The organism is Mycobacterium sp. P4_H6 (assembly GCF_056400845.1).
Map to the genome: position 1 here is coordinate 23562 of NZ_JBFUKN010000011.1, position 21325 is coordinate 44886.

16 protein-coding genes are annotated in these 21325 nt (G+C 68.6%); 8 read left to right on the forward strand and 8 right to left on the reverse strand.

What is annotated here, in order from left to right; genetic code table 11:
- The first annotated feature begins 7 nt into the window (after positions 1-7).
- The 4 genes from recB to AC1DTF_RS06745 all read left to right on the forward strand — a co-directional run bounded on the left by recB (position 8) and on the right by AC1DTF_RS06745 (position 7467).
- Positions 8-3247, forward strand: a complete 3240-nt coding sequence (gene recB, locus AC1DTF_RS06730) for an exodeoxyribonuclease V subunit beta (protein ID WP_477473558.1) — start codon at positions 8-10, stop codon at positions 3245-3247.
- The gene (gene recD, locus AC1DTF_RS06735; protein ID WP_477473516.1) at positions 3244-4857 is read left to right on the forward strand and encodes an exodeoxyribonuclease V subunit alpha; all 1614 of its coding nucleotides are present in this window, start codon (positions 3244-3246) and stop codon (positions 4855-4857) included. The genes recB and recD overlap by 4 nt, the downstream gene beginning before the upstream one ends.
- Positions 4858-5014: 157 nt before the next feature.
- Complete coding sequence (locus AC1DTF_RS06740; protein ID WP_477473517.1) at positions 5015-6301, forward strand: MFS transporter; 1287 nt, start codon at positions 5015-5017, stop codon at positions 6299-6301.
- Positions 6298-7467 (forward strand): enolase C-terminal domain-like protein, encoded by a 1170-nt coding sequence (locus tag AC1DTF_RS06745; protein ID WP_477473518.1) that lies wholly within the window; start codon positions 6298-6300, stop codon positions 7465-7467. The genes AC1DTF_RS06740 and AC1DTF_RS06745 overlap by 4 nt, the downstream gene beginning before the upstream one ends.
- Positions 7468-7500: 33 nt before the next feature.
- Here the strand turns inward: AC1DTF_RS06745 and AC1DTF_RS06750 are convergent, their stop codons facing one another.
- From AC1DTF_RS06750 to AC1DTF_RS06775, 6 genes are all read right to left on the reverse strand, one after another.
- Entirely contained in the window at positions 7501-7650 is a 150-nt protein-coding gene (locus tag AC1DTF_RS06750) for a hypothetical protein (RefSeq protein ID WP_200962105.1), read from the reverse strand.
- A gap of 194 nt (positions 7651-7844) precedes the next feature.
- Positions 7845-9329, reverse strand: a complete 1485-nt coding sequence (locus AC1DTF_RS06755; protein ID WP_477473519.1) for a glycoside hydrolase family 130 protein — start codon at positions 9327-9329, stop codon at positions 7845-7847.
- The gene (locus tag AC1DTF_RS06760; RefSeq protein ID WP_477473520.1) at positions 9326-10342 is read right to left on the reverse strand and encodes a glycosyltransferase; all 1017 of its coding nucleotides are present in this window, start codon (positions 10340-10342) and stop codon (positions 9326-9328) included. Before AC1DTF_RS06760 ends, AC1DTF_RS06755 begins: the two co-directional genes overlap by 4 nt.
- A complete protein-coding gene (locus AC1DTF_RS06765) occupies positions 10330-11472 on the reverse strand; it encodes a glycosyltransferase (protein WP_082614062.1) in 1143 nt (380 codons plus the stop codon). Before AC1DTF_RS06765 ends, AC1DTF_RS06760 begins: the two co-directional genes overlap by 13 nt.
- A gap of 304 nt (positions 11473-11776) precedes the next feature.
- A complete protein-coding gene (locus tag AC1DTF_RS06770; protein WP_477473521.1) occupies positions 11777-12547 on the reverse strand; it encodes a GAF and ANTAR domain-containing protein in 771 nt (256 codons plus the stop codon).
- Complete coding sequence (locus AC1DTF_RS06775) at positions 12548-13633, reverse strand: fatty acid desaturase family protein (protein WP_057166493.1); 1086 nt, start codon at positions 13631-13633, stop codon at positions 12548-12550. It lies immediately after the preceding gene.
- Positions 13634-13752: 119 nt separating this feature from the next.
- Here AC1DTF_RS06775 and AC1DTF_RS06780 point away from each other — a divergent pair, with 119 nt between their 5' ends.
- Positions 13753-14610 carry an NYN domain-containing protein gene (locus AC1DTF_RS06780; RefSeq protein ID WP_057166491.1) on the forward strand — a complete coding sequence of 286 codons (858 nt, stop codon included), beginning with the start codon at positions 13753-13755 and terminating at the stop codon, positions 14608-14610.
- Positions 14611-14721: 111 nt separating this feature from the next.
- Positions 14722-14853, forward strand: a complete 132-nt coding sequence (locus AC1DTF_RS06785; protein ID WP_477473522.1) for a hypothetical protein — start codon at positions 14722-14724, stop codon at positions 14851-14853.
- Positions 14854-15028: 175 nt separating this feature from the next.
- On the opposite strand, the gene stpK7 is transcribed toward AC1DTF_RS06785, so the two are convergent.
- Positions 15029-16792 (reverse strand): serine/threonine protein kinase StpK7, encoded by a 1764-nt coding sequence (gene stpK7 / locus AC1DTF_RS06790; RefSeq protein ID WP_477473523.1) that lies wholly within the window; start codon positions 16790-16792, stop codon positions 15029-15031.
- 86 nt (positions 16793-16878) lie between these two features.
- A complete protein-coding gene (locus tag AC1DTF_RS06795; protein WP_477473524.1) occupies positions 16879-18249 on the reverse strand; it encodes a DUF4407 domain-containing protein in 1371 nt (456 codons plus the stop codon).
- Positions 18250-18387: 138 nt separating this feature from the next.
- Between AC1DTF_RS06795 and AC1DTF_RS06800 the strand changes: the two genes are divergently transcribed.
- Together AC1DTF_RS06800 and AC1DTF_RS06805 are read left to right on the forward strand one after the other, a co-directional pair.
- Positions 18388-20751, forward strand: coding sequence for a lysylphosphatidylglycerol synthase transmembrane domain-containing protein (locus AC1DTF_RS06800; RefSeq protein WP_057166566.1), 2364 nt, complete (start codon positions 18388-18390; stop codon positions 20749-20751).
- A 66-nt stretch (positions 20752-20817) separates the two neighbouring features.
- On the forward strand, positions 20818-21291 hold the full coding sequence (locus tag AC1DTF_RS06805; RefSeq protein WP_477473559.1) for a TspO/MBR family protein: 474 nt from the start codon (positions 20818-20820) through the stop codon (positions 21289-21291).
- Positions 21292-21325 lie beyond the last annotated feature (34 nt).

The window sequence follows — 21325 nt, forward strand, 5'->3', positions numbered from 1 at the left end:
CGATGAGGTGCGCACCTTCGACCTGACCGGGCCCCTGCCCGCGCCGGGATCGACCACCGTGCTGGAGGCCAGCGCCGGCACCGGAAAGACCTTCGCGCTGGCCGGTTTGGTGACCCGGATGGTCGCCGAGGGCCGGGCCACCCTCGACGAGATGCTGCTCATCACCTTCGGCCGGGCCGCCAGCCAGGAACTCCGCGAACGGGTGCGCGGCCAGATCGTGGGCGCACTCGCCGCGTTCGCGGATCCATCGGCGGCGGACAACAATCTGCTGCGCCACCTGATCGCCGAGGACCGCGACGCGCGGCATCAGCGGCTGCGCGACGCATTGGCCGGATTCGATGCCGCCACCATTGCGACCACGCATCAGTTCTGCCACATCGTGCTGAAATCCCTTGGTGTGGCCGGTGACAGCGACAGCGGCGTCACCCTGGTGGAGAGCCTCGACGAACTGGTGTCCGAGATCGTCGACGACCTGTACCTGGCCCGGTTCGGCAATGACTCCGACCCACCCCGGCTGAGTTACCGTGACGCCCAGAAGCTCGCGTCCCAGGTGGTGCGCAACCCGGCGACCGAACTGCGGCCGCTGGAGGCCGACCCGGACTCGCTCACCGCGGAGTGCCTGAGCTTCGCCCGAGATGTGCTGGCGGAGTTGGAGATCCGCAAACGGCGCCGCGGCGTACTGGGCTACGACGATCTGCTGACCCGACTGGCCGACGCGCTGGCCGACCCCGATTCGGCGGCCCGGGTGCGAATGCCACAACGCTGGCCGGTGGTCATGGTCGACGAGTTCCAGGACACCGATCCGGTGCAGTGGCAGGTCATCGAGCGGGCCTTCGCCGGGCAGTCGACGCTGATCCTGATCGGCGACCCGAAACAGGCCATCTACGCCTTCCGCGGCGGCGATATCGACACCTACCTGCGGGCCGCGGAAACCGCCGGGGACAAACAGACCCTCGGCATCAACTGGCGCAGCGACGCCGCCCTGGTGAACCGGCTGCAGGTGGTGCTCGGCGGCGCTCAACTCGGCGGTCCCGGCATCGTCGTACACGAGGTGTCCGCGCATCATCAGGGCCACCGCCTGTCCGGTGCACCGCGCAACGATCCGTTCCGGTTGCGGGTGGTGACCCGCAGCGGCAAGGGCACCCGGACCATCGGGATCGACCGTCTCCGTGAGCACATCGGCCGAGACCTGGCCGCCGATATCGGCGCGCTGCTGGCCGGCGGCGCCACCTTCGCGGGCCGGCCGCTGGAGGCCCGCGATATCGCCGTCATCGTGGAAACCCACAAGGACGCCCGGGCCTGCGACACCGCGCTCGCCGAGGCCGGTATCCCCGCGGTGTACACCGGGGATTCAAATGTGTTCGCCTCGGCCGCCGCGCAGGATTGGCTGTGCCTGCTGGAGGCGTTCGAGCAGCCGCACCGCCCCGGCCTGGTCCGGGCGGCGGCATCGACGGTGTTCTTCCGCGAAACCGCGGAAAGCCTTGCCGCCGGAGGTGACCCGCTGACCGACCGGGTCGCCGAGGATCTGCGGAGCTGGGCTGGGCACGCCAGGGAACGCGGGGTGGCCGCGGTGCTGGAGGCCGCGCAGCTGGGCGGAATGGGCAAGCAGGTGCTGTCCTGGCAGGGCGGCGAGCGGTTGATGACCGACCTGGCCCACGTCACCCAGCTGCTGCAGAACGCTGCGCACCGTGAAGGATTCGGTTTGCCCGCGCTACGCGACTGGCTGCGCACCCAGACAACCGAGGAGGCCGGGTCGGCCGAACGCAACCGTCGCCTCGACAGTGACGCCGCTGCGGTGCAGATCATGACGGTGTGGGTCTCCAAGGGCCTGCAGTACCCGATCGTGTATCTGCCGTTCGCGTTCAACCGATACTCGCCGGACCCGAATCCGGTGCTCTACCACGACGAAGGCGTCCGCTGCCTCTACGTGGGCGACCCCGATCCGGTGGTGCTGCGCACCGGCAAGGCCGAGGCCGCCGCCAATGACAGCCGACTGACCTACGTGGCGATGACGCGCGCCTGCTCGCAGGTGGTGGCGTGGTGGGCGCCGTCCTGGGACGAACCCAACGGCGGGCTGTCGCGGCTGATGCGGGGCCGCTCGCCCGGCGAGGCCGAGGTGCCCGCCGTCTGCAGCCCCGCCAAGGTCTCCGACCTCGATGCGCTGGCCCGGCTGCGCGCGTGGGAGGAAGCCGGCGGCCCGGTGCTGGAGGAATCGCTGATCGAGCCGATCACCCCGGCACCGGCGCCGCCGGCGCCCACCGAACTCGCGGTGCGCCATTTCCACCGCGCCATCGACACCTCGTGGCGGCRCACCTCGTACTCCGGTCTGCTGCGGGCCGCCGAAGAGTCCCCGGTGTCCAGTGAGCCGGAGGTGGCCGAACTCGACGATGAGGTGGCCGATATCCCGCTGGTGGCACCGGCTTCCGGCGCGGATGTGCCCTCGCCGATGGCCGAGCTTCCCAGCGGGGCGGCCTTCGGCTCGCTGGTGCACGCGGTGCTGGAGACCGCCGACCCGTTCGCAGCCGATCTGGCCACCGAATTGGCCGAGCACGTGCGCAAACACGCCGCGCRCTGGCCGGTGACGGTGGCTGCCGAGGAACTGGCCGCAGCACTCGTCCCGATGCACGACACCGACCTGGGCCCGCTGGCGCCCGGGGTCACGCTGCGCCAGATCGGCCTGCCGGACCGGTTGCGGGAGTTGGACTTCGAGTTCCCACTGGCCGGCGGCGACATCGCGGCCGGGACGTTCGCGCGGTTGTCCGACGTCGGCGCACTGCTGGCCGAGCATCTGAGCGCCGACGACCCGCTGGCGTCCTACGCGGGCCGGTTGTCGGCGGGTGCGCTGGGCCGGCAACCGCTGCGGGGATATCTGTCGGGCTCGGTGGACGCGGTGCTGCGGATCGGTGAGCGGTTCGTGATCGTGGACTACAAGACCAACTGGCTGGGCATCGCCGATACGCCGCTCACCGCCGCCGACTACGGCCGCGAACGCATGGTCGAGGCCATGCTGCACTCCGACTATCCGCTGCAGGCACTGCTCTACAGCGTGGTGCTGCACCGCTATCTGTCGTGGCGGTTGCCCGGCTACGACCCGCAGCGCCACCTCGGTGGGGTGATGTATCTGTTCGTACGGGGCATGTGTGGTGCGCTCACCCCCGTGCAGGACGGCCATCCCGCAGGTGTCTTCAGCTGGGACCCCCCGGCCGCGCTGACCATCGCACTGTCCGACCTCCTGGGGCGTCCATGATCATCGACGACTTCGAACCGGCCGATATCCAGGTGGCACAACGGTTGACGGCACTGGCCGGGGAGACCTCGGAGGACGTGGCGCTGGCCGTGCGGCTGGTCGTGCGGGCGCTGCGCGGCGGCTCGGTGTGCGTGGATCTGCGTGCGGCCGCAGCGTCGGTGGACCTGGTGGCCGATGACTGGCTGGCGGCGGTGGCGGCGAGCCCGCTGGCCCAGACACCGCCGGTGCTGCGACTGTTCGGCGATCTGCTCTATCTGGACCGGTATTGGCTGGAGGAGCAGCAGGTGTGCGCCGATGTGCTGGCACTGGCCGGGACCGTTCCCCCCGGGCAGGCTCCGGATGTACTGCGGCTGTTCGACGACGACTACGCCGAGCAGCGCGAAGCGGCCAACATGGCGCTCTCCCAGGGACTCACGGTGCTCACCGGTGGGCCGGGCACCGGCAAGACCACGACGGTGGCGCGGCTGCTGGCCCTGCTGGCCGAGCAGGCGGCGCTGGAGGGCAGGCCTTCCCCGCGGATCGCGCTGGCCGCGCCCACCGGCAAGGCAGCGGCCCGGTTGCAGGAGGCGGTGCAGACCGCTGTCGACGAACTCGACGGGGCGGACCGGTCCCGGCTGACCGGTCTGCAGGCCACCACGTTGCACCGGCTGCTCGGGTCGCGGCCGGACACCTCGTCGCGCTTCCGCCATCACCGCGGCAACCGGCTTCCGCATGATGTCATCGTCGTCGACGAGACCTCGATGGTGTCGCTGACCATGATGGCCCGATTGTTGGAGGCCGTCCGCCCGGACACCCGGCTGCTGCTGGTGGGTGATCCGGATCAGCTGGCATCGGTGGAAGCCGGTGCGGTGCTGGCGGATCTGGTGCAGGGGCTGGGTGCGTCACGGGTGGCGTCGTTGCGGACCTCGCATCGGTTCGGGGCCGACATCGGTGATCTGGCCGCCGCGGTGCGCGACGGCGATGCCGACGCCGCGCTGCAGGTGCTGCGTTCCGGTGGGGAGCACATCGAGTGGCTGCGCTCGGCCCAGTCGTTGCGCGATGTGCTGTTGCCGCAGGCACTTCGGTTGCGGGAGGCGTGCGTGCTCGGCGACACGGCGACCGCGCTGCAGACGCTGGAGGAACACCGGTTGCTGTGCGCGCACCGGCGCGGCCCGTTCGGGGTGGCGCACTGGAACCGTCAGGTGGAACGGTGGCTGACCGAGGCGACCGGCGAGCCGCTGTGGTCCACGTGGTACGCCGGACGGCCGATCCTGGTGACCGCCAACGACTATGGACTCAAGTTGTACAACGGGGACACCGGAGTGACGGTGGCATCACCGGACGGCTTGCGGGTGGCGGTCGGCGCCTTGTCATTCACCCCGGGCCGGCTGGCAGAGGTGGAGACCATGCACGCGATGACGATCCACAAGTCGCAGGGCAGCCAGGCCGCCGAGGTGACGGTGCTGCTGCCTCCGGAGGATTCCCGGCTGCTGACCAGGGAGTTGTTCTACACCGCGGTGACACGGGCCCAGCGCCGCGTGCGGGTGGTGGGATCCGAAGCCGAGGTGCGCGCAGCGATCGACCGGCAGGCCGTACGGGCCACCGGGCTCGGGTTGCGGTTGCGGGTTTAGCCGGGTGTTCGATCGTATTCCGATCCACTTTCGGTATCAATCGATGCTCAACGAGTGTTGGATCGTCGGCGCCGGTGTGATCTACCCTTCACCCACCGCAGAAATTGAAACGTTTCACATTGCGGAAGCGGGCGGTTAACTCGATGAGGAGCTGACAATGAGACCAGAGACAACTGCCCGATCCATATGGTGGACAGCATTTGTCGCGGGGATGGCGTCCTATATCGACGCTGCCGCCATCGTCACCAGCGGGACCGCCGTCGTCATGCTCAGCGACAGCATGGGCTTGAGCGCCGGGCAGATCGGCGCCGCCTCGGCCTCCCTCACCGTGGCCATCGCCATCGGCTCCGTGATCGGCGGACGCCTCGGCGACCGGTTCGGGCGCCGCTCGGTCTTCCTGGTGACCATGGCGGTGATCCTGGTGGGCGCGGTGGTGGTCATTCTCGCGCCGACATACGGCTATCTCGTGTCGGGCCTGGTGCTGATCGGCCTGGGCGCCGGGGCCGACCTGCCCGTCTCGTTGGCGACGATCGCCGAGGCCGCCAAGGCCGGCCAGCGCGGCAGTCTGGTGACCTTCTCGCACTTGCTCTGGAAACTCGGCACCATCGCCAGCCTGGCGCTCGGCTCGGTGTTCGGCGACTCGGGCCGCAGCGGCGCGCAGATCATGTACGCCCACATCGGACTGGTCACACTGCTGACCCTGCTCGCCCGGATCAGCCTGCCCGAATCAGATCGTTGGCAGACCGCCCGCGCCGTCGCGCTCGATGACGCCACCGGGACGCGGTCGAAGGGCGCGCTGCGCGAACTGATGAAACCGCCCTACGTGCTGTCGTTCACGGCCCTGATCGTCTTCTACGCACTCATGAACCTGGGCAGTAACACCAACGGCCAGTTCGGCGCCTACATGTTCGTCAAGGTCGCCGGGTCCACCGTGAGTCACTTCTCGACGGTCAAGCTGATCGCCACCGCGGTGGGCTTCTTCCTGGTGTTCGTGCTGATGAAGGTTGTCGACGGCCCCAATCGGATGAAGTGGTTCGTGTTCGGCGCGTTGTGCTCGGTGGCGGGCTCTGCGCTACCCGCGATCGCCGGACCGACGACCTTCACGCTCTCGACGATGCTGGTCCTCTGGGCCATCGGCACCGTGTTCGCCAGCGAGGCCATGATGAAACTCTGGACCCAGGAATCGTTTCCGACCTTGCTGCGCTCCACGGCCCAGGGCGCGATCATCGCGGCGGCCCGCGGCCTGGCCGCGGCGTTCGCCTTGCTGACTCCGACCATCCTGCTGGCTGGGCCGCGCGCGCTGTTCGCCTTTCTCGCGGTGGTGGTCGTCGTGGCAACGTCGACCGCCTTCTTCACCTTCCGCAATCGAACAACCACCGAACTCGACGAAGACGAAGCTGCACAACAGGTTTCGGACTCCGACATCGAAAGGATCCACAAGTGACCGCCCACAGCTCGCCGGTGATCGAAACCGTCAGCGTTCAACTGTTCCAGAGCGCCAAGATGACAGTCCTCGACTCGGACGGCCATGACCATCCCGGGCCACGCACCGAGATCACGCTGGCGCTGCTGCGGGTGCGCGACACCGACGGCGCCGAAGGCGTGGTCGTCGGGAAACCGGCCTACCTTCGGGCCGACCAGGTGGAACAACACCTGCGGCCCGTGCTCACGAACACCGATCCGTTGATGCGGGAACACATCGGCGAGGATCTCTTCCGACGTTCACGCTCGCGCGCGGCGGAACTGCCGGACCACACCCTGAGCTATGTGGATCAGGCGTTGTGGGACCTGGCCGGAAAGCGCTTCGGCACACCGGTGTGGAAGCTTCTGGGTGGCTTCAAGGAACGAGTGCTCGCCTATGGGAGCGTCATGTGCGGCGACGACATACCGGGCGGGTTGGCCACCCCGGAGGACTACGCACGCTTTGCCGTCGAGTTGGTGGAGCGCGGCTACCGCGGGATCAAGCTGCACACCTGGATGCCGCCCATCGAGGGTGCGCCGAGTGTCGAACGGGATATCGCCGCGTGCGCCGCGGTCAGGGAGGCGGTCGGCCCGGGGATCGATCTGATGCTCGACGGATATCACTGGTATTCGCGGACCCAGGCGTTGCAGATCGGCAGGGCCCTCGATGAATTGAAGTTCGCGTGGTTCGAGGAACCGATGGACGAGTACTCGACGCAGTCCTACCGGTGGTTGTCCGAGCAGGTGGCAACACCCGTGGTGGGCCCGGAGACCGTCGCGGGACGGCACCGGTCCCGGGCGGACTGGGTGCTCGGCACCTGCGACATCTTGCGTGCCGGCGCCATGAACACCGGCGGAATCACTCCGGCGCTCAAAGCTGCACACCTCGCTGATGCGTTCGGCATGACGTGCGAGATCCACGGGCACGGCGCGGCCAACCTGGCGCTGGTCGGCGCCTCACCCAATGCGCCCTGGTACGAGCGCGGACTGCTTCACCCTCATGTGGACTACGACTGGGTGCCGCCGCATCAACTCGCGAACGTGGATCCGCTGGCCAAGGACGGTCACGTGGACATGCCGTCACTACCCGGCCTGGGTGAGCAGTTCGATTTCGAGTACATCGACGCCCATACGACCGTGAGGTACTGACCCGGCAACCGCCGGGGAGTCAGATCCGGGCGTTCAGACCGTCTTGGCGGCGAAGGCCGCGCTGGAGACGATGCCGATCGCGAGGGCGATCGTGCCGTATCCGAGGACGGCGGCGGCCACGACGGCGGCGATGGAGCCGGCGCCCAGCAAAACCAACACTATGCCCAGAAGTACACCGCTCATGATCGCGCCCTTTCGTATGACTGCCGTCACAATGTAGCGCATAGCGTGCCGTGAATCACAGTCATACGGGCGGCAGTTCGGACACGATCGCTTACGCGCATTTGCGCAGCGCACAGCGGTGTTTGCGGCGATCCGGAACCGAATTTTTGTTAGGCAGGCGTAGTACCGATCACTGCCTGGCTCAGTTAGATGAACTAGGCGTTTCCGGACCGCAGAAGTGCCAGCAGATCAGGCATCGGCACGGTCGCGATACCGATCTGGGCATCCCCGATCCCGTACGGCAGAACGAGGGTGTCGGCGTGCACGAGGGCACCGCAGGAGTAGACGACATTGGGCACGTAGCCGTCCTGCTCGTCGGGAGTCGGCGTCAGCAACGGTCGGCGAAGCCGGCCGATCATCCGGGTGGGGTCATCCAGATCGAGCAGAATCGCCCCGATCCGGTAGGTCCGCATCGGCCCGACCCCGTGGGTGAGGACCAGCCAACCCTCCTCGGTTTCCAGCGGCGGGCCGCAATTGCCCAACTGCAACGTCTCCCACGCCTGCAGCGGCCGCTGACACGGCAACGTCGTGGTCCACACCGAGAGGTCATCACTGAAGGCGACGCTGTTCGATTCCCGATCCGACCGTGACATGGCGGCGAAACGGCCGTTCACTCGGCGCGGGAACAACGCCAGCCCCTTGTTCGCCGCCGCGTCGCCCACCAGGGGCCCGGAGGTGAAGGACAGGAAATCGTCGGTGGTCAACAGCTGCTGGCTGATCCGCGATCCGCTGTAGGCGGTGTAGGTGGCGTGGTAGACCACCGAACCGTCGTCGTCGACGAAGCGCACCAAACGCGCGTCCTCCATGCCGACGGCTTCCGCCTCGGTCGCCGGCCACAGCACGCGCTCGGAAAGATCGGTGTCCGAAGCGAATTCGATGGCGTAAGCGCGGTCAGCTATCGACCGGATCAGGTCGATCGTCTCCGGTGCGTGCCTGCGGGTGACGCGATGGCGGTGCAGCCAGTCCAACTGGCCCTCAAGGTCGGTCCGGGTGAATCGTTCGCCCAGCCCCGCGAGCACGTACTCCGCGGCCTCCGCCTCGTGCGCGCGTGCCAACTCGTGGCGGAAAACCGAAGCGTCGAGCAGCGTCGGTGTCGTCAACCCGGCTGCGGCGAACGGCACCGGCTTGTCGATGACGGCGACACCCGTGTCGTCGATGGTTCCGGTGCGGAACCCTATCGAGGACCGATGTCCCTCGCCGATGCCGCGCACACTCATCACGAATCGCAGGCTGCCCGGCGCGGTGGCCCCCTGATCGGGGTGCGCAACGATGCTCGGATTGCACAGGGCGGCACCCTCGATCGCCACTTCGTTGGTGAACGTCGCTCCCAGCAGCAGCATGCGATCCGGTGACAACTCCATATCGGGATCCAGCCGGTCGGTGAGCTCACGGGCATGTTTGCCGAAGGTCACCACCAGATCGCGGTGTCGCCCGCCGAAGCGCGTCATCACATCGTTCATCGACACCTGCACGTCGTCCTCGCTCAGCGCGAGCACCCGCCGCAGCGCCGCTCCGGCCCGGGATTCATGTGCTTCGAATCCCTCCTGCCCCGGCACGAACAGGGTGGTGATGACGCGGGACCGGTCGGCGATCAGCCGTTGTGGGCTCCGGGTGACCAACGCATCCCGCACCGCCGTCACTGGGTCACGCCGACGAACCGCCGGGCTTGCTGAAAGGTCGACAGCAGCGCCAGTGTCGATTCCGCGCCCTGGTTGAGGTTCACACCGTCGGCGTGCAGACCGTCGAATCCCCCTCCGGTCTCGGCATTCCACATCACCGCCCCGGCATCGTTGTCGCCCTGGAACCAGGCGGCCGCGGCGCGCACGGTGTCCGGCCAGATCGCCGCGGCATCCACCGTCGACGCGCGCGCACAGGCGTCGGCCAGCGAGGACACCTCGATCGGCTGTTGGTCGAAGCCCGGCCGCGGCTCACCCGCGGCCCAGCCACCGGCCGGTGTCGGCGACAGGTGACCGCCGGACGTCTCCTGCCCGATCAGCCAGCCCAGCAGGTCCAACCCGCGCTGGCACAGCGCGGCGTCGTCGAGCGCGCCACCGGCGGCGATCATCGCCTCCGCGAGTACCGCGTTGGCGTAGCTCAGGCGGGCCTCCGGCCACGGCCAGTCGGTGTCACCGTTCGCTTCGGACAGACCGGCGGCGTAATCGCCGACCAGCTTGCGTGCGGCGGCATTGGCGGGGTCGACGCTGAGCAGCTCGGCCGCACCGWTGGCCGCGAAGGCCATGGCCCGCGGCCACGTCGAACGGCCGTGCGCGGCCCGCTCGAACTGGATCACCGCGAGCCTGCGGATCAACCCGTTGTCACTGTGCGCGGCAGCGGAGCCCAGTCCCCACAGGCATCTGCCCCAGCAGTCGTCGAACGCGTACGCATCGGTCCATCGCCCGGTGTGGTCCATGCGATTTCGGCAACCGCCGAGGTAGGCCTGCGCCTCATCGAGGAACCTGACCGCGACCTTGGCCAAACCGCGTACCGCATCACCGGCGTCGGGTTCCCGGGTGGTGACCACCAGCACCCTGGCCATATCGTCGGTGCAGTAGCCGTGCTCGCGCCGCGGCTGCGCACCGCAGGCGTGCTCAAAGGTGCCGTGGTGATCCGACAACGCGAGCAGATGTTCGAATCCGGGTTCTAGAACGCCCATGTGCGTTCCCGCGGCTTCGAGATCTGCTGCGCCACAGCCTGATAAGACTTTGCGACCAGGGACCAGGCCATGGTGGGCGCGAGCCGCCGCGCTTCGGCGGCCATGCCGCCGGCCAGCCGAGGATCGGACAGGACCGACCGCAGCGCTGCCGTCATCGCGTCGGGATCATCGTGGGCGACGATGAGTCCGGCGCCGCTGCCGAGCAGCTCCACCGCGTGCGGGAAGGCGGTCGCGACCACCGGACGTCCGCTGGCGATCGCGTCCACCAGGACCCCGGAGGTGACCTGTTCGGTGGAGTCATACGGCAGCACCACCAAGGCCGCGCTCTGCGCCAGCGCCGCCAGCGAGGCCGTGCTGCGGTAGGTGGCGTCGAAGGAGACCGAGCCCGTCACCCCGAGTCGCTGCGCCTGTTCGGCACGTGCCTCGCGATAGGCCTCACCTTCATGCGCCAGCACCTTCGGATGGGTCCGGCCGGCGATCAGGTAGCGCGGGTTGCCCCGCAGCCCCTGCAGCGCCCCCATCGAATCGATGACCCGCTCGACGCCCTTGCCGGGACCGAGCAATCCCCAGGTCAGCATCGTCGGCCTACCGGCACGCTTGGTGGGCAGGCCGGTCGGGGCGGTCGACCCGTGCGGGATCGTGGAGACCTTGCGGCGTTCGACGTCGAACCCGGAGCGCAGCAACGCCCCGGCCGAGTCGGACATCACGACCACGTGGTGGGCCAGGCTCATCACCGCTTCGAGCACCGAGCGCTGATGCGGGGTGGGGTGACCGGGCACGGTGTGTAGCACGACGATGGACGGAATGCTCAGTCCGCCAAGGATATCGACCACTTCGTCACCGTCGGTGCCGCCGTAGATGCCGAACTCGTGCTGGATGACGGCGACATCACTGTCGTTGAGCAGCTCCGCGCAGGCGGCCACCGACGTCGAGGAGCCATTGACGAGTTCGCCGACGACGCGCCCGCTGAGGCTCGGCGGCCCATCGGCCACCCGCACGACGTTGACGCGCGAACCGTTGGCGGACAGTCCGTCGGCCAGTGCCGCGCTGAAATTCGCGAGCCCGCAGGGAGTGGGCGGATAGGTGCTGAGCAGGCCGACGGACGGGGTGCGGCCGCGCGGGCGCTCCAGCACCGGGGTGCCCGAGAAGTGGAAGGAGGGTGCGTTGGATACAGCAGTCAAGGGTGATCCCTAAAAGGCGGATGTCACCTGAGTGTCCGGCGCGAGCTGACGCTCGGCGAGTGCAACGGCGGACGGCTGACTCATCCCGGACCGGCTGGGTTCCCAACTTCCCCCACGTTACACCCCGTGACCTGTACCCGAGGGGTCAACGTCGGCGGGCTGGAGCGCAGCGACCGGGGAATCGACGAYGGTGGGCAGGAGCGCAGCGACCGGGGAATCAATGACGGCGGGCTGGAGCGCAGCGACCGGGGAATCAACGACGCCGGGCACGCGCCCGGCGCACCGCCTCCTCGACGACGCGTTCGGCCACCGCGGCCAGTTTGCGGTGCTCGGCCTGGCTCATCGCCCGCAGCTGATCGAACGACTCGGCGGCGCTGCGGCCGGTGCGCGACCGGATGATGCCGATCGCCTGATCGATGACCGGTCGGGTCAACAACGCCGTCTGCAACTGATCCGTCAGCGCCAACGCGTCGGCGAGGATGCGCGCGTTGTGCGCCGCGACCGCCGCCGGCTTGGCGAACAGTTCCCCGAACTGCGCGGCGTGCTCGTCGAAACTGTTCTTGCCGTAGGCGTAGACGGTGATCGCGCCGACCACGCGATCGGAGACGATCAGCGGCAACGCCAGTGCGCTGTGCACCCCCAGGCGCCCGGCCCGCGGGCCGAACCGCGGCCAGGACTGGTCGCCGCCCAGCGAACCCGACCACACGGTGCGTCCCGCCTCGGCCGCGGTGACCCCCGGCCCCTCCTGCAGCAGCCCGTACTGGATCTCGTCGAGTGCGGTGACGAACGGCGCGCTGGCCGCCGACGCCACGACGGTCCGGTCCCCGTGTTCCCCGTGCATCAGCGTGACCCCGACACCATCGGCGCCCGGCACCGCGCGGACGGCCGACGCGGCGACCTCGGCGAGCACCTGCGCCAGTCCGAGGCTGTCGGCCACCAGGCCGGCCAGCCGGGTCAGCCCGGCCTGCAGGTCGGCGGCGGCCGAGTTGCCCTCGTCCCGTGTGGGGGACTCCGCCGTCGACATCTACACCCGGGCCGCGTCGGGGCGGTCGGGCAGCGCCAGCCGGAAGATGGTCCGCAGCGTCTGCAGATACTGGCGCGGCAGCGAACCRGTGGTGTAAGCGAGATCGTATTTCTCGCACAGCTCGCGTACCCGCTCGCCGATCTGCGGGTAGTGGTTGCTCGGCAGATCGGGGAACAGGTGGTGCTCGATCTGGTAGCAGAGGTTGCCGCTGGAGAACGCCAGCACCGGTCCGGCCTTGAAGTTCGCCGCGCCCAGCATCTGGCGCAGATACCACTCCGCCCTGGTCTCGTTCTCGATGGACTCCGGGGTGAACTGCTGTACGCCGTCGGGGAAATGCCCGCAGAAGATCACCACGTAGGTCCACAGGTTGCGCAACAGGTTGGCGCTGAGGTTGGCGCCCAGCGCGCGCCGCCACCGCCTGCCGCTGAGGGCCGGCCACACCAGGTAGTCCTTGGTCACCTGCCTGCGGATCTTGGCGAGCATCTTCTGCGTCACCGCATCCTTGGCTTCCTCGGAATCGGCGCGTTCACGATCCGAGTGGTAGCCGTGCCGGGCGATCCCCCACTCGAAGATGAGCGCCAGCAGGAAGTTTCGCAGCGGTTGGAACAGGTGCTCCCGCTTCCATGGCTGGTCGCGGGTCACCCGCAGCACACCGAACCCGAGATCGTCGTCGACCCCGAGCACGTTGCTGAACACGTGGTGGCGGTAGTTGTGCGAGTACTGCCACTGCGACGAGGGCCCCACCATGTCCCACTCCCAGCTGGTGGAATGGATCTCCGGATCGTTCATCCAATCCCACTGGCCATGGCTGACGTTGTGCCCGATCTCCATGTTCTCAACGGATTTGGCGTACGCCAGCGCGGACGTGCCGATGATCCAGCCGGTCTTGGAGCGGGTCCCGGCAATGGTCAGCCGGGCCGCCAGGTCCAGGGTGCGCTGGAACACAATGGTCCGCCGGATGTAGGACGCGTCCTTGGCACCCAGGCTCTCCTCCACATCGCTGCGGATGCGGTCCAGTTCTGCCCCGAATGCCTCGACGTCGGCACTACTCATGTTCGCGTATTCCGCGATATCGCTGATTGCCACCTGAGTTCCTGGTCCGATGTGCGGCGGCGAGGGTCCGGACCACCTGCGGTGTGCCCTCAAGCCTATGCCCCGACCGCGATGTGCGCCAAGTCGGTGCGCGGATGCGCAAGACTGGAGTCATGACAGAAACCGCCGCCACCCGCGTCGCGGTCTACCTCGACTTCGACAACATCGTGATATCGAGATACGACCAGGTCAACGGCCGCAACTCGTTTCAGCGCGACAAGGCGAAGGGCTTGGAAACCGAGAAGCTGAACCGCGCGACTGTCGACGTCGGCGCGATTCTGGACTTCACGTCGTCATTCGGGACGCTCGTTCTCACCCGGGCGTACGCCGACTGGTCGGCAGACGTCAATGCCGGATACCGCCAGCAGGTGGTGGGCCGTGCGGTCGATCTGGTGCAACTCTTCCCCGCCGCCGCGTACGGCAAGAACGGCGCCGACATCCGGCTGGCGGTCGACGCCGTCGAGGACATGTTCCGGCTGCCCGACCTGACCCATGTGGTGATCGTGGCCGGAGACTCCGATTACATCGCCCTGGCGCAGCGCTGCAAACGGCTGGGCCGCTACGTGGTGGGAATCGGGGTCGCCGGCTCCTCCAGTCGCGCGCTGGCCGCCGCCTGCGACGAGTTCGTCGTCTACGACGCGCTGCCCGGGGTGCCGGTGTTCGAACCCGAACCGGTCACCGAACCGCAGAAGAACACCCGGCGCAAGAAGTCCGAGCCCGAGGAACCCGACCCGCAGACCGCGGCGACCGCGCTGTTGACGCGTGCACTGCAGATCGGGCTGGAGAAGGACGACGTCGACTGGCTGCACAACTCGGCGCTGAAGGCGCAGATGAAGCGGATGGATCCGTCGTTCAGCGAAAAGTCGCTGGGCTTCCGGTCTTTCAGTGATTTTCTGCGATCCCGCACGGATGTCGTTGAGCTCGACGAGAGTTCGACGACCCGGATGGTGCGGCTGCGCAGCGCGGACTGAGACACGAAAATCGAAAATTCCCAATAAAATTCGCGCCGCCAGATCGGTCGCACCGAGGTGTATGGTCGAGGAACAGGGACCACCTCAGGCCCCCTCATCGAAGGGGCCACCATGGCCGACAAGTCTCCGCGTCAAAGCATGACGAAGAAAACCGGCAAGTCTCTCAAGGAGAAACGCGCGGCCAAGCGCGGAGATTCGTCCAGCAACACGACCGACGACGTCTTCAACAACAAGAAGCGCTGACCACCGCTCCCCGAGCGTGCACACAGATCGCGATATGGGGTCCGATCACGCTCTGAGCGCACCGCCATCCCGGCAACGAGCGACAAAGACGATTTGTCGCTGAGATGTCGCTCCGAGGTGGGCACTTGCCACCCCCGATTTTCAGCGCGCAGTGAGCATGGCGCCCGGCACGGGATTACCGCGCGGCCCCGTTGAGTTGCGGCGCGTCGATGAGCCCGCGCTCCACGCCCCACATGGTCGCGATGGTCTTGTACTCGCCCGTTTTGATCAGGTGTTCCAACGCCCGCGACAACGGCCCCGACAGCGCAGAGCCCTTGGCGACCGGCCAGCCGTACGGCGCCGAGTCGAACACCTCACCCGCGGGCACCAGTGCCCCGCCGCTGAGCTTGATCGCGAACCCGGTGACCGGTGAATCCGCGGACATGGCATCGATCTCCCCGGCGATCAGCGCGGCGGTCACGTCGTCCTGCCGGGTGAACACCACCTTCTCGATCGGCGCCAGCCCGGCCGCCACGCACGCGTCGCTCTTGGCCGGAATCTCCACTGTTTCCTGAAGTACGCTGTGCGCCACGCCAACCCGTAGCCCACACGCCGCCGCCGGGTCGATCGAGGAGTCCCGCTGCTGGGCCCACAGCGTGCCCGCCTCGAAGTAGGTGACGAAGTCGACCAGCTTCTGGCGATCCAGCGTGTCGGTGAACGACGACATCCCGACGTCCAGCGAGCCGTTCTGCACCGCGGGGATGATGTCGTCGAATTCGCTCTCGCGGTACTGCGTGGTCAGCCCCATCGTGCGGGCGACCGCGTCCATCAGGTCCACGTCGAAGCCCACGATCTCGCCCTCGGAGTTGGTGAATTCGTTGGGGGCGTAGGGCACGTTGACCCCGATGATCAGCGTGCCGTCCGCGCGTAGATCCGCGGGCACGGCGGCCGCGATGGCGGGTACCGCGCCTTCTGGGAAGTCCTGCGTCGGGCGTGCGTCCCACCACTTCCACGCGCCGACCGCCCCGGCGCCGACGAGCACCAGCACCCCGGCCACCACCAGCGCACGCTGCGGCAACCGTCGCCCACCGCCGGCAGCGGAGCGCGCCGCGGTGTGCCGACCCGAACCGGTGACCCGCACCGGCGCGGCCAGGGCCCGCCTGGCGGCCGCCGCCAGCTCGGCGCCGGTCTGATAGCGCTTCTCCGGCTTCTTGGACATGCCCTTCGCGATGACCTCGTCGAAGGCGCCGAGGCGCGGATTGGCGTCCGACGGCTTGGGCGCCGGGGACACCATGTGCCCGGCGATCTGCTGCTCGAGGCTGTCCGCCGGGTAGGGCCGAGCCCCGGTCAGGCATTCGTAGAGCACACACGTCAGCGCATAGGTGTCGGCCCGGGCATCKGCGAACCCACCGTCGAAACGCTCGGGCGCCATATAGGCCAACGTGCCCAGCGTGCTGCCTGCCGTGGTCATCCCGGACTCGCCGGCGGTGCGGGCCAACCCGAAGTCGATCAGATACGCAAAGTTCTGCTGCTTGGTCAGCAGGATGTTCGACGGCTTCACATCGCGGTGGATCAGACCCAACTGATGGGCCGCGTCCAGCGCGGAGGCCACCTGCTCGATGATCTGCACGGCGAACGCCGGATCCAGCGCCTTGTCGGTCTCGGAGAGCATCGCGCCGAGCGTGCGGCCCTCGATGAGCCGCATGTCCAGATACAACCGGCCGTCGATCTCGCCGTAACCGTGGATCGGCACCACATGCGGATCGTTGACGCCGGCGGCCGCCTGCGACTCCCGGCGGAACCGTTGTTGGAAGACGCTGTCCTGCGCCAGCTGCGGCGGCAGCACCTTGAGGGCGACGACGCGATCGGTCTTGGTGTCGTAGGCCCGGTAAACCTCGCCCATCCCGCCCCGGCCGATCAGCTCCTGGAGCTGATAGTGGCCGAAAGGTGTCGCGTCCACCGGTTTCCTCTCGGCGAAGGCCCCCGGGGCCTCGATCTGTCGATCGAAGTTACATCACACCTGGCAAAAATGTCATGACGAGACAGTTACGCCGGCGGCAACTCACGTGGGCCGTCCCCGGCATCGATCTCCCGGCGATCGTCGGATCCGTCGAGCACGACACCCCGGCGCGACTCGATCCGCGGTCGGGATACGTCCACCCATTCGCGTTCCGTCGTCAACTGCTGGGGTTGCTCGCCACCCTCGGATTCCACCGTGACCCGGTGCGTGCGCCGCATCGTGAAGTGGAATTCCTCGGTCTCTTCGAACACCTGCCGTATCGGCTTGGTCGCGTTGTCTATGGCGCCGGCGACGATCGGCGGCACGAACGGCCGGATGAACCGGACCGCGGCCCGGGTGACATCGGGAATGATCGGCACCCCGCCGCCCCGGTGCGGCTCCAGTTCCTTGGACGTCTCCGGTTCTCTACTGGACGCGACGGGCAGCGCAGTCGATGCCGGCTCCTCGTCGCCCGCCGGACCGAGGGCCTCGGCGACCCGGCGGCGTTGCCGCTCGGCGTCGATAGCGTTCTGCGCCTCCACCGCCATCCGGGCGCTGTTCAACTCCTGCTCGGCCCACAGCTGATCGACCTGCGCCCGCACCTCGGCGCGCTTCACCGCGATCGCGGTTTCGGCCGCGGTCTCGGCGTCCTGCGTCGTGGTCCCCCGCCACCGCGTCAACAACATCGGCAGCAGCGTCAAGAGCGCGAACAACGCCGCGATCAGCGACCGCAGCACCAGCGGGCCGGGATGGTCCAGCGTGTAGGCGTTCATCGCCTGCCAGCGGGCCCCGATACCTCCGGTCAGCTGTGCGTCGCGGGCCGAGGTCAGGGCCTGTTCCCGCACCCCCACCTCGGAGTCCAGTGCGGCGGCCCGGCTGTCCCGCTCGGCCATCGCCGCGTCGAGCGCACGGTCGGCATCGCCCAGGAAGTCGTCGGCGGTGCGCGCGCCGGGCCCGCTGCCGGGTCGGCCGGTGATCCGGCTCTGCGGGCAGTCCGCAGCGGGATTGACCTCGCAGCGCGCCACCACGAGCGCTTCGTCGCGGCGCTGCTCGGCCCGGACGACCGCGTCGTCGAGTCCGGTGCGCGCTTGGCGGGCCTGCTCCAGTGCGGTTGCCGCCAGCTCGGTGCGCGGCGACGCCTGCCTGGTCAACTCGGCGTCGATGGCCCCGCCGAACACCACCATGGCGGCCAGTTCCCCGAGGAGCGCCCCGACCGCGACACCGACGACCAGCCGGCCCGGCAACGCCGAGCGTCCCGACGCGATGGCCCTGCCGACCGCGCCGGCCAACGCCCCGACGACCAGTCCGCCGGCGATCACCGCCGCCGTCGGCCACGTCGTCGCGGCGGCCAGCGCCAGCGCGGAAACCACCGCGGCTATGGCCGCCAGCAGGACTTCTACGATTCGATCGGCACGCATTGAGGCTCCACATTGTTGGGTTCGGTGCTGTGCRCCATGCGGAATCCCTCACGCCGGCTGCGAATACCGGGATCATCTCACAGCACCGAACGCCGCGCTTCGCGCGTACAGCGTCCCGGCATGGTTACGTTGTTCTCCGTGCGTGTAGACGGTCGTGACATCAGCGTCACCGGCAGCCTGCTGCAACCGCTGACCCGTCGCACCAACGAGATTCTGCGGGTGGTGCTGTCGGCGGCGTTCCTCGGCGTCGTCATCACCAGTTCACTGATCACCCGCAACGACTGGGTGGCCCTGGAACGGTCGGTGTCCGAGATCATCGGCGTGCTCACCCCGACCCAGTCCAACCTGGTCTATCTGGCCTACGGCGTGGCCATCCTCGCGCTGCCGTTCGTCATCCTTGTCCAGCTGGTCATCGGCAGGCACTGGACGCTGCTGGCCGCCTACGCCGCGGCCGGCGTGCTGGCCGTGCTGGCGCTGTCGATCAGCGGCCGGGGTATCGCGGCGCCGCAGTGGCATTTCGACCTGGGCGATCGCCTGGACACCCAGCTGTCCCAGTTCCTGGACGACCCCCGCTGGATCGCGCTGCTGGCCGCGGTGCTCACCGTGTCCGGGCCCTGGCTGTCGCGGCGGCTGCGCCGGTACTGGTGGGCGCTGCTGCTGGCGTTCGTGCCGATCCATCTGTTCGTCAGCGCCGTCGTCCCGGCCCGCTCACTGCTGGGCCTGGCCGTCGGCTGGTTCGTCGGCGCGCTGGTGGTGTGGGTGGTGGGCACACCAGCCCTGGAGGTCCCGCTCGACGGGGCGGTGCGGGCGCTGACCCGGCGCGGTTTCGTGGTCTCGGCGCTCGCGGTCATCCGCCCACCCGGACCCGGCCCGCTGGTGCTGGCCGCAACCGGCCCGGACAGCACCGCAGTCGTCGAGCTGTACGGACCGAACCAGCGCAGCGGCGGCGCGCTGAGCCAGCTGTGGCGCAAGTTCCGGTTGCGCACCGATGAGACGGCTCCGCTGCAGGCCTCGATGCGCCGCGCCGTCGAGCACCGCGCCCTGATGGCCATCGCCATCGACGATCTGGGGCTGTCCAACATCTCGTCGGTGACGGTGAGTGCGCTGGACCGCGGCTGGACGCTCTACGCGCGCAAGCCCGCCCGCGGGACCCCGCTGAGCGCGGATGCCGCCGCGGTGGCCGACGTCTGGCAAGCCCTGCACACCCTGCACCAGAGCCAGATCTCGCACGGCGACCTGTGCTGCGGGGAAATCACCGTGCACGACGGGCGGGTGCAGTTCGGCGGATTCGACAACGCCGAATACGGCGCCACCGACGCGCAGCTGCAATCCGATATCGCTCAGCTGTTGGTGACCACCTCTTCGATGTACGACCCGGCCTCGGCGGTGTCCGCGGCGATCGACGCCTTCGGCCGCGACACCGTGTTGACGGCGTCGCGACGACTCACCAAAACGGCTGTGCCCGCCCGCATCCGCGACTCGGTGACCGATGCCAAGGCCGTCATCGCTGCGGCCCGCGAACAGGTGCAGCACCAGACCGGCGCCGACAAGATCAGCACCGAGACGATCACCCGGTTCACCCGGGTGCAGCTCGTCCAGCTGGTGCTGTTGGTGGCGCTGGTCTATGTGGCCTATCCGTTCATCAGCACGGTGCCGGCGTTCTTCGATGAGTTGGGCAATGCCAACTGGTGGTGGGCGCTGCTCGGCCTGGCGGTCTCGGCGCTGCGCTACCTCGGCGCCGCGGGCGCGCTGTGGGCGTGCGCGGACGGCTTGGTGCGCTTCCGCCACCTGGCGATCATGCAGGTGGCCAACACCTTTGCCGCGACCACCACCCCGGCCGGGGTGGGCGGGCTCGCGCTGAGCACCCGGGTGCTGCAGAAGGGCGGGCTGAGCACCATGCGCGCCACCGCCGCCGTCGCCCTGCAGCAGAGCGTGCAGGTGATGGTGCACGTGGCGCTGCTCATCCTGTTCACCGCCGTCGCGGGCACCTCGGCGAACCTTCAGCATTTCGTGCCGAGCGCCACCGTGCTGTACCTGGTGGCCGGCGTCGCGCTCGGCCTGGTCGGCGTTTTCCTGGCGGTACCGAACCTGCGTCGCTGGCTGGCGTCGGCCGTGCGGCCCAGACTGCAGGAGGTCAAGACCGACCTGTGGGAGCTGTCCCGGGAGCCCAAGCGGCTGGGGCTGATCGTATTGGGCGCCGCCGGAACGACTCTGGGATCCGCACTGGCACTGTGGGCGAGCATCGAAGCATTCGGCGGCGATACGTCGTTCGTCACGGTCACGGTGGTCACCATGATCGGCGGCACCCTGGCCTCGGCGGCGCCGACCCCCGGCGGTGTCGGCGCGGTGGAGGCGGCGCTGATCGGTGGCCTCGCCGCGTTCGGTGTGCCCGCCGCGGTCGCGGTGCCGTCGGTGCTGCTGTACCGGGTGCTGACCTGCTGGTTGCCGGTGTTCGTGGGCTGGCCGGTGATGCGCTGGCTGACCCGCAACGACATGATCTGAGGTTTGCCGACAGCGGTTTGTGGATATCTGACCAGCACCGAACCACACCGATCCTGGAGCGTCTCCTTGCAGATCCGCACGCTTGCCCCGACCGCACTGGCCGTCGCCGCCACGGCGGTGGCCGGCACGCTGGCCACCCGACCCGCCGTGGAATCGGCCTGGTACGCCACCTTGCGCAAGCCGCCGTATCAGCCCCCGCGTCAGGCGTTCCCGATCGCCTGGACATCTCTGTACACCGATATCGCCGTGGTCTCGGCGCAGACCCTGGATGACTCACCCCCGGAGGTGCGCCGCACCTACATCGGCTCACTGGTCATCAACCTGATCCTCAACGGCGGCTGGTCCTGGCTGTTCTTCAACCGGCGGAAGCTCGGTGCTGCGGCCATCACCTCCGGCCTGCTCACCGCCAGCAGCGCCGACCTCACGCGGCGGGCCGCCGCGGTGCGCGGGGTGAAGGCGGCACCGCTGGCGCTGTACCCGCTGTGGTGCGCATTCGCCACCGCGCTGTCCACCCATATCTGGGTGCTCAACCGGCGCTGAACTGCCCGCCGGCCGTCCCACTTCGATCGGCCCG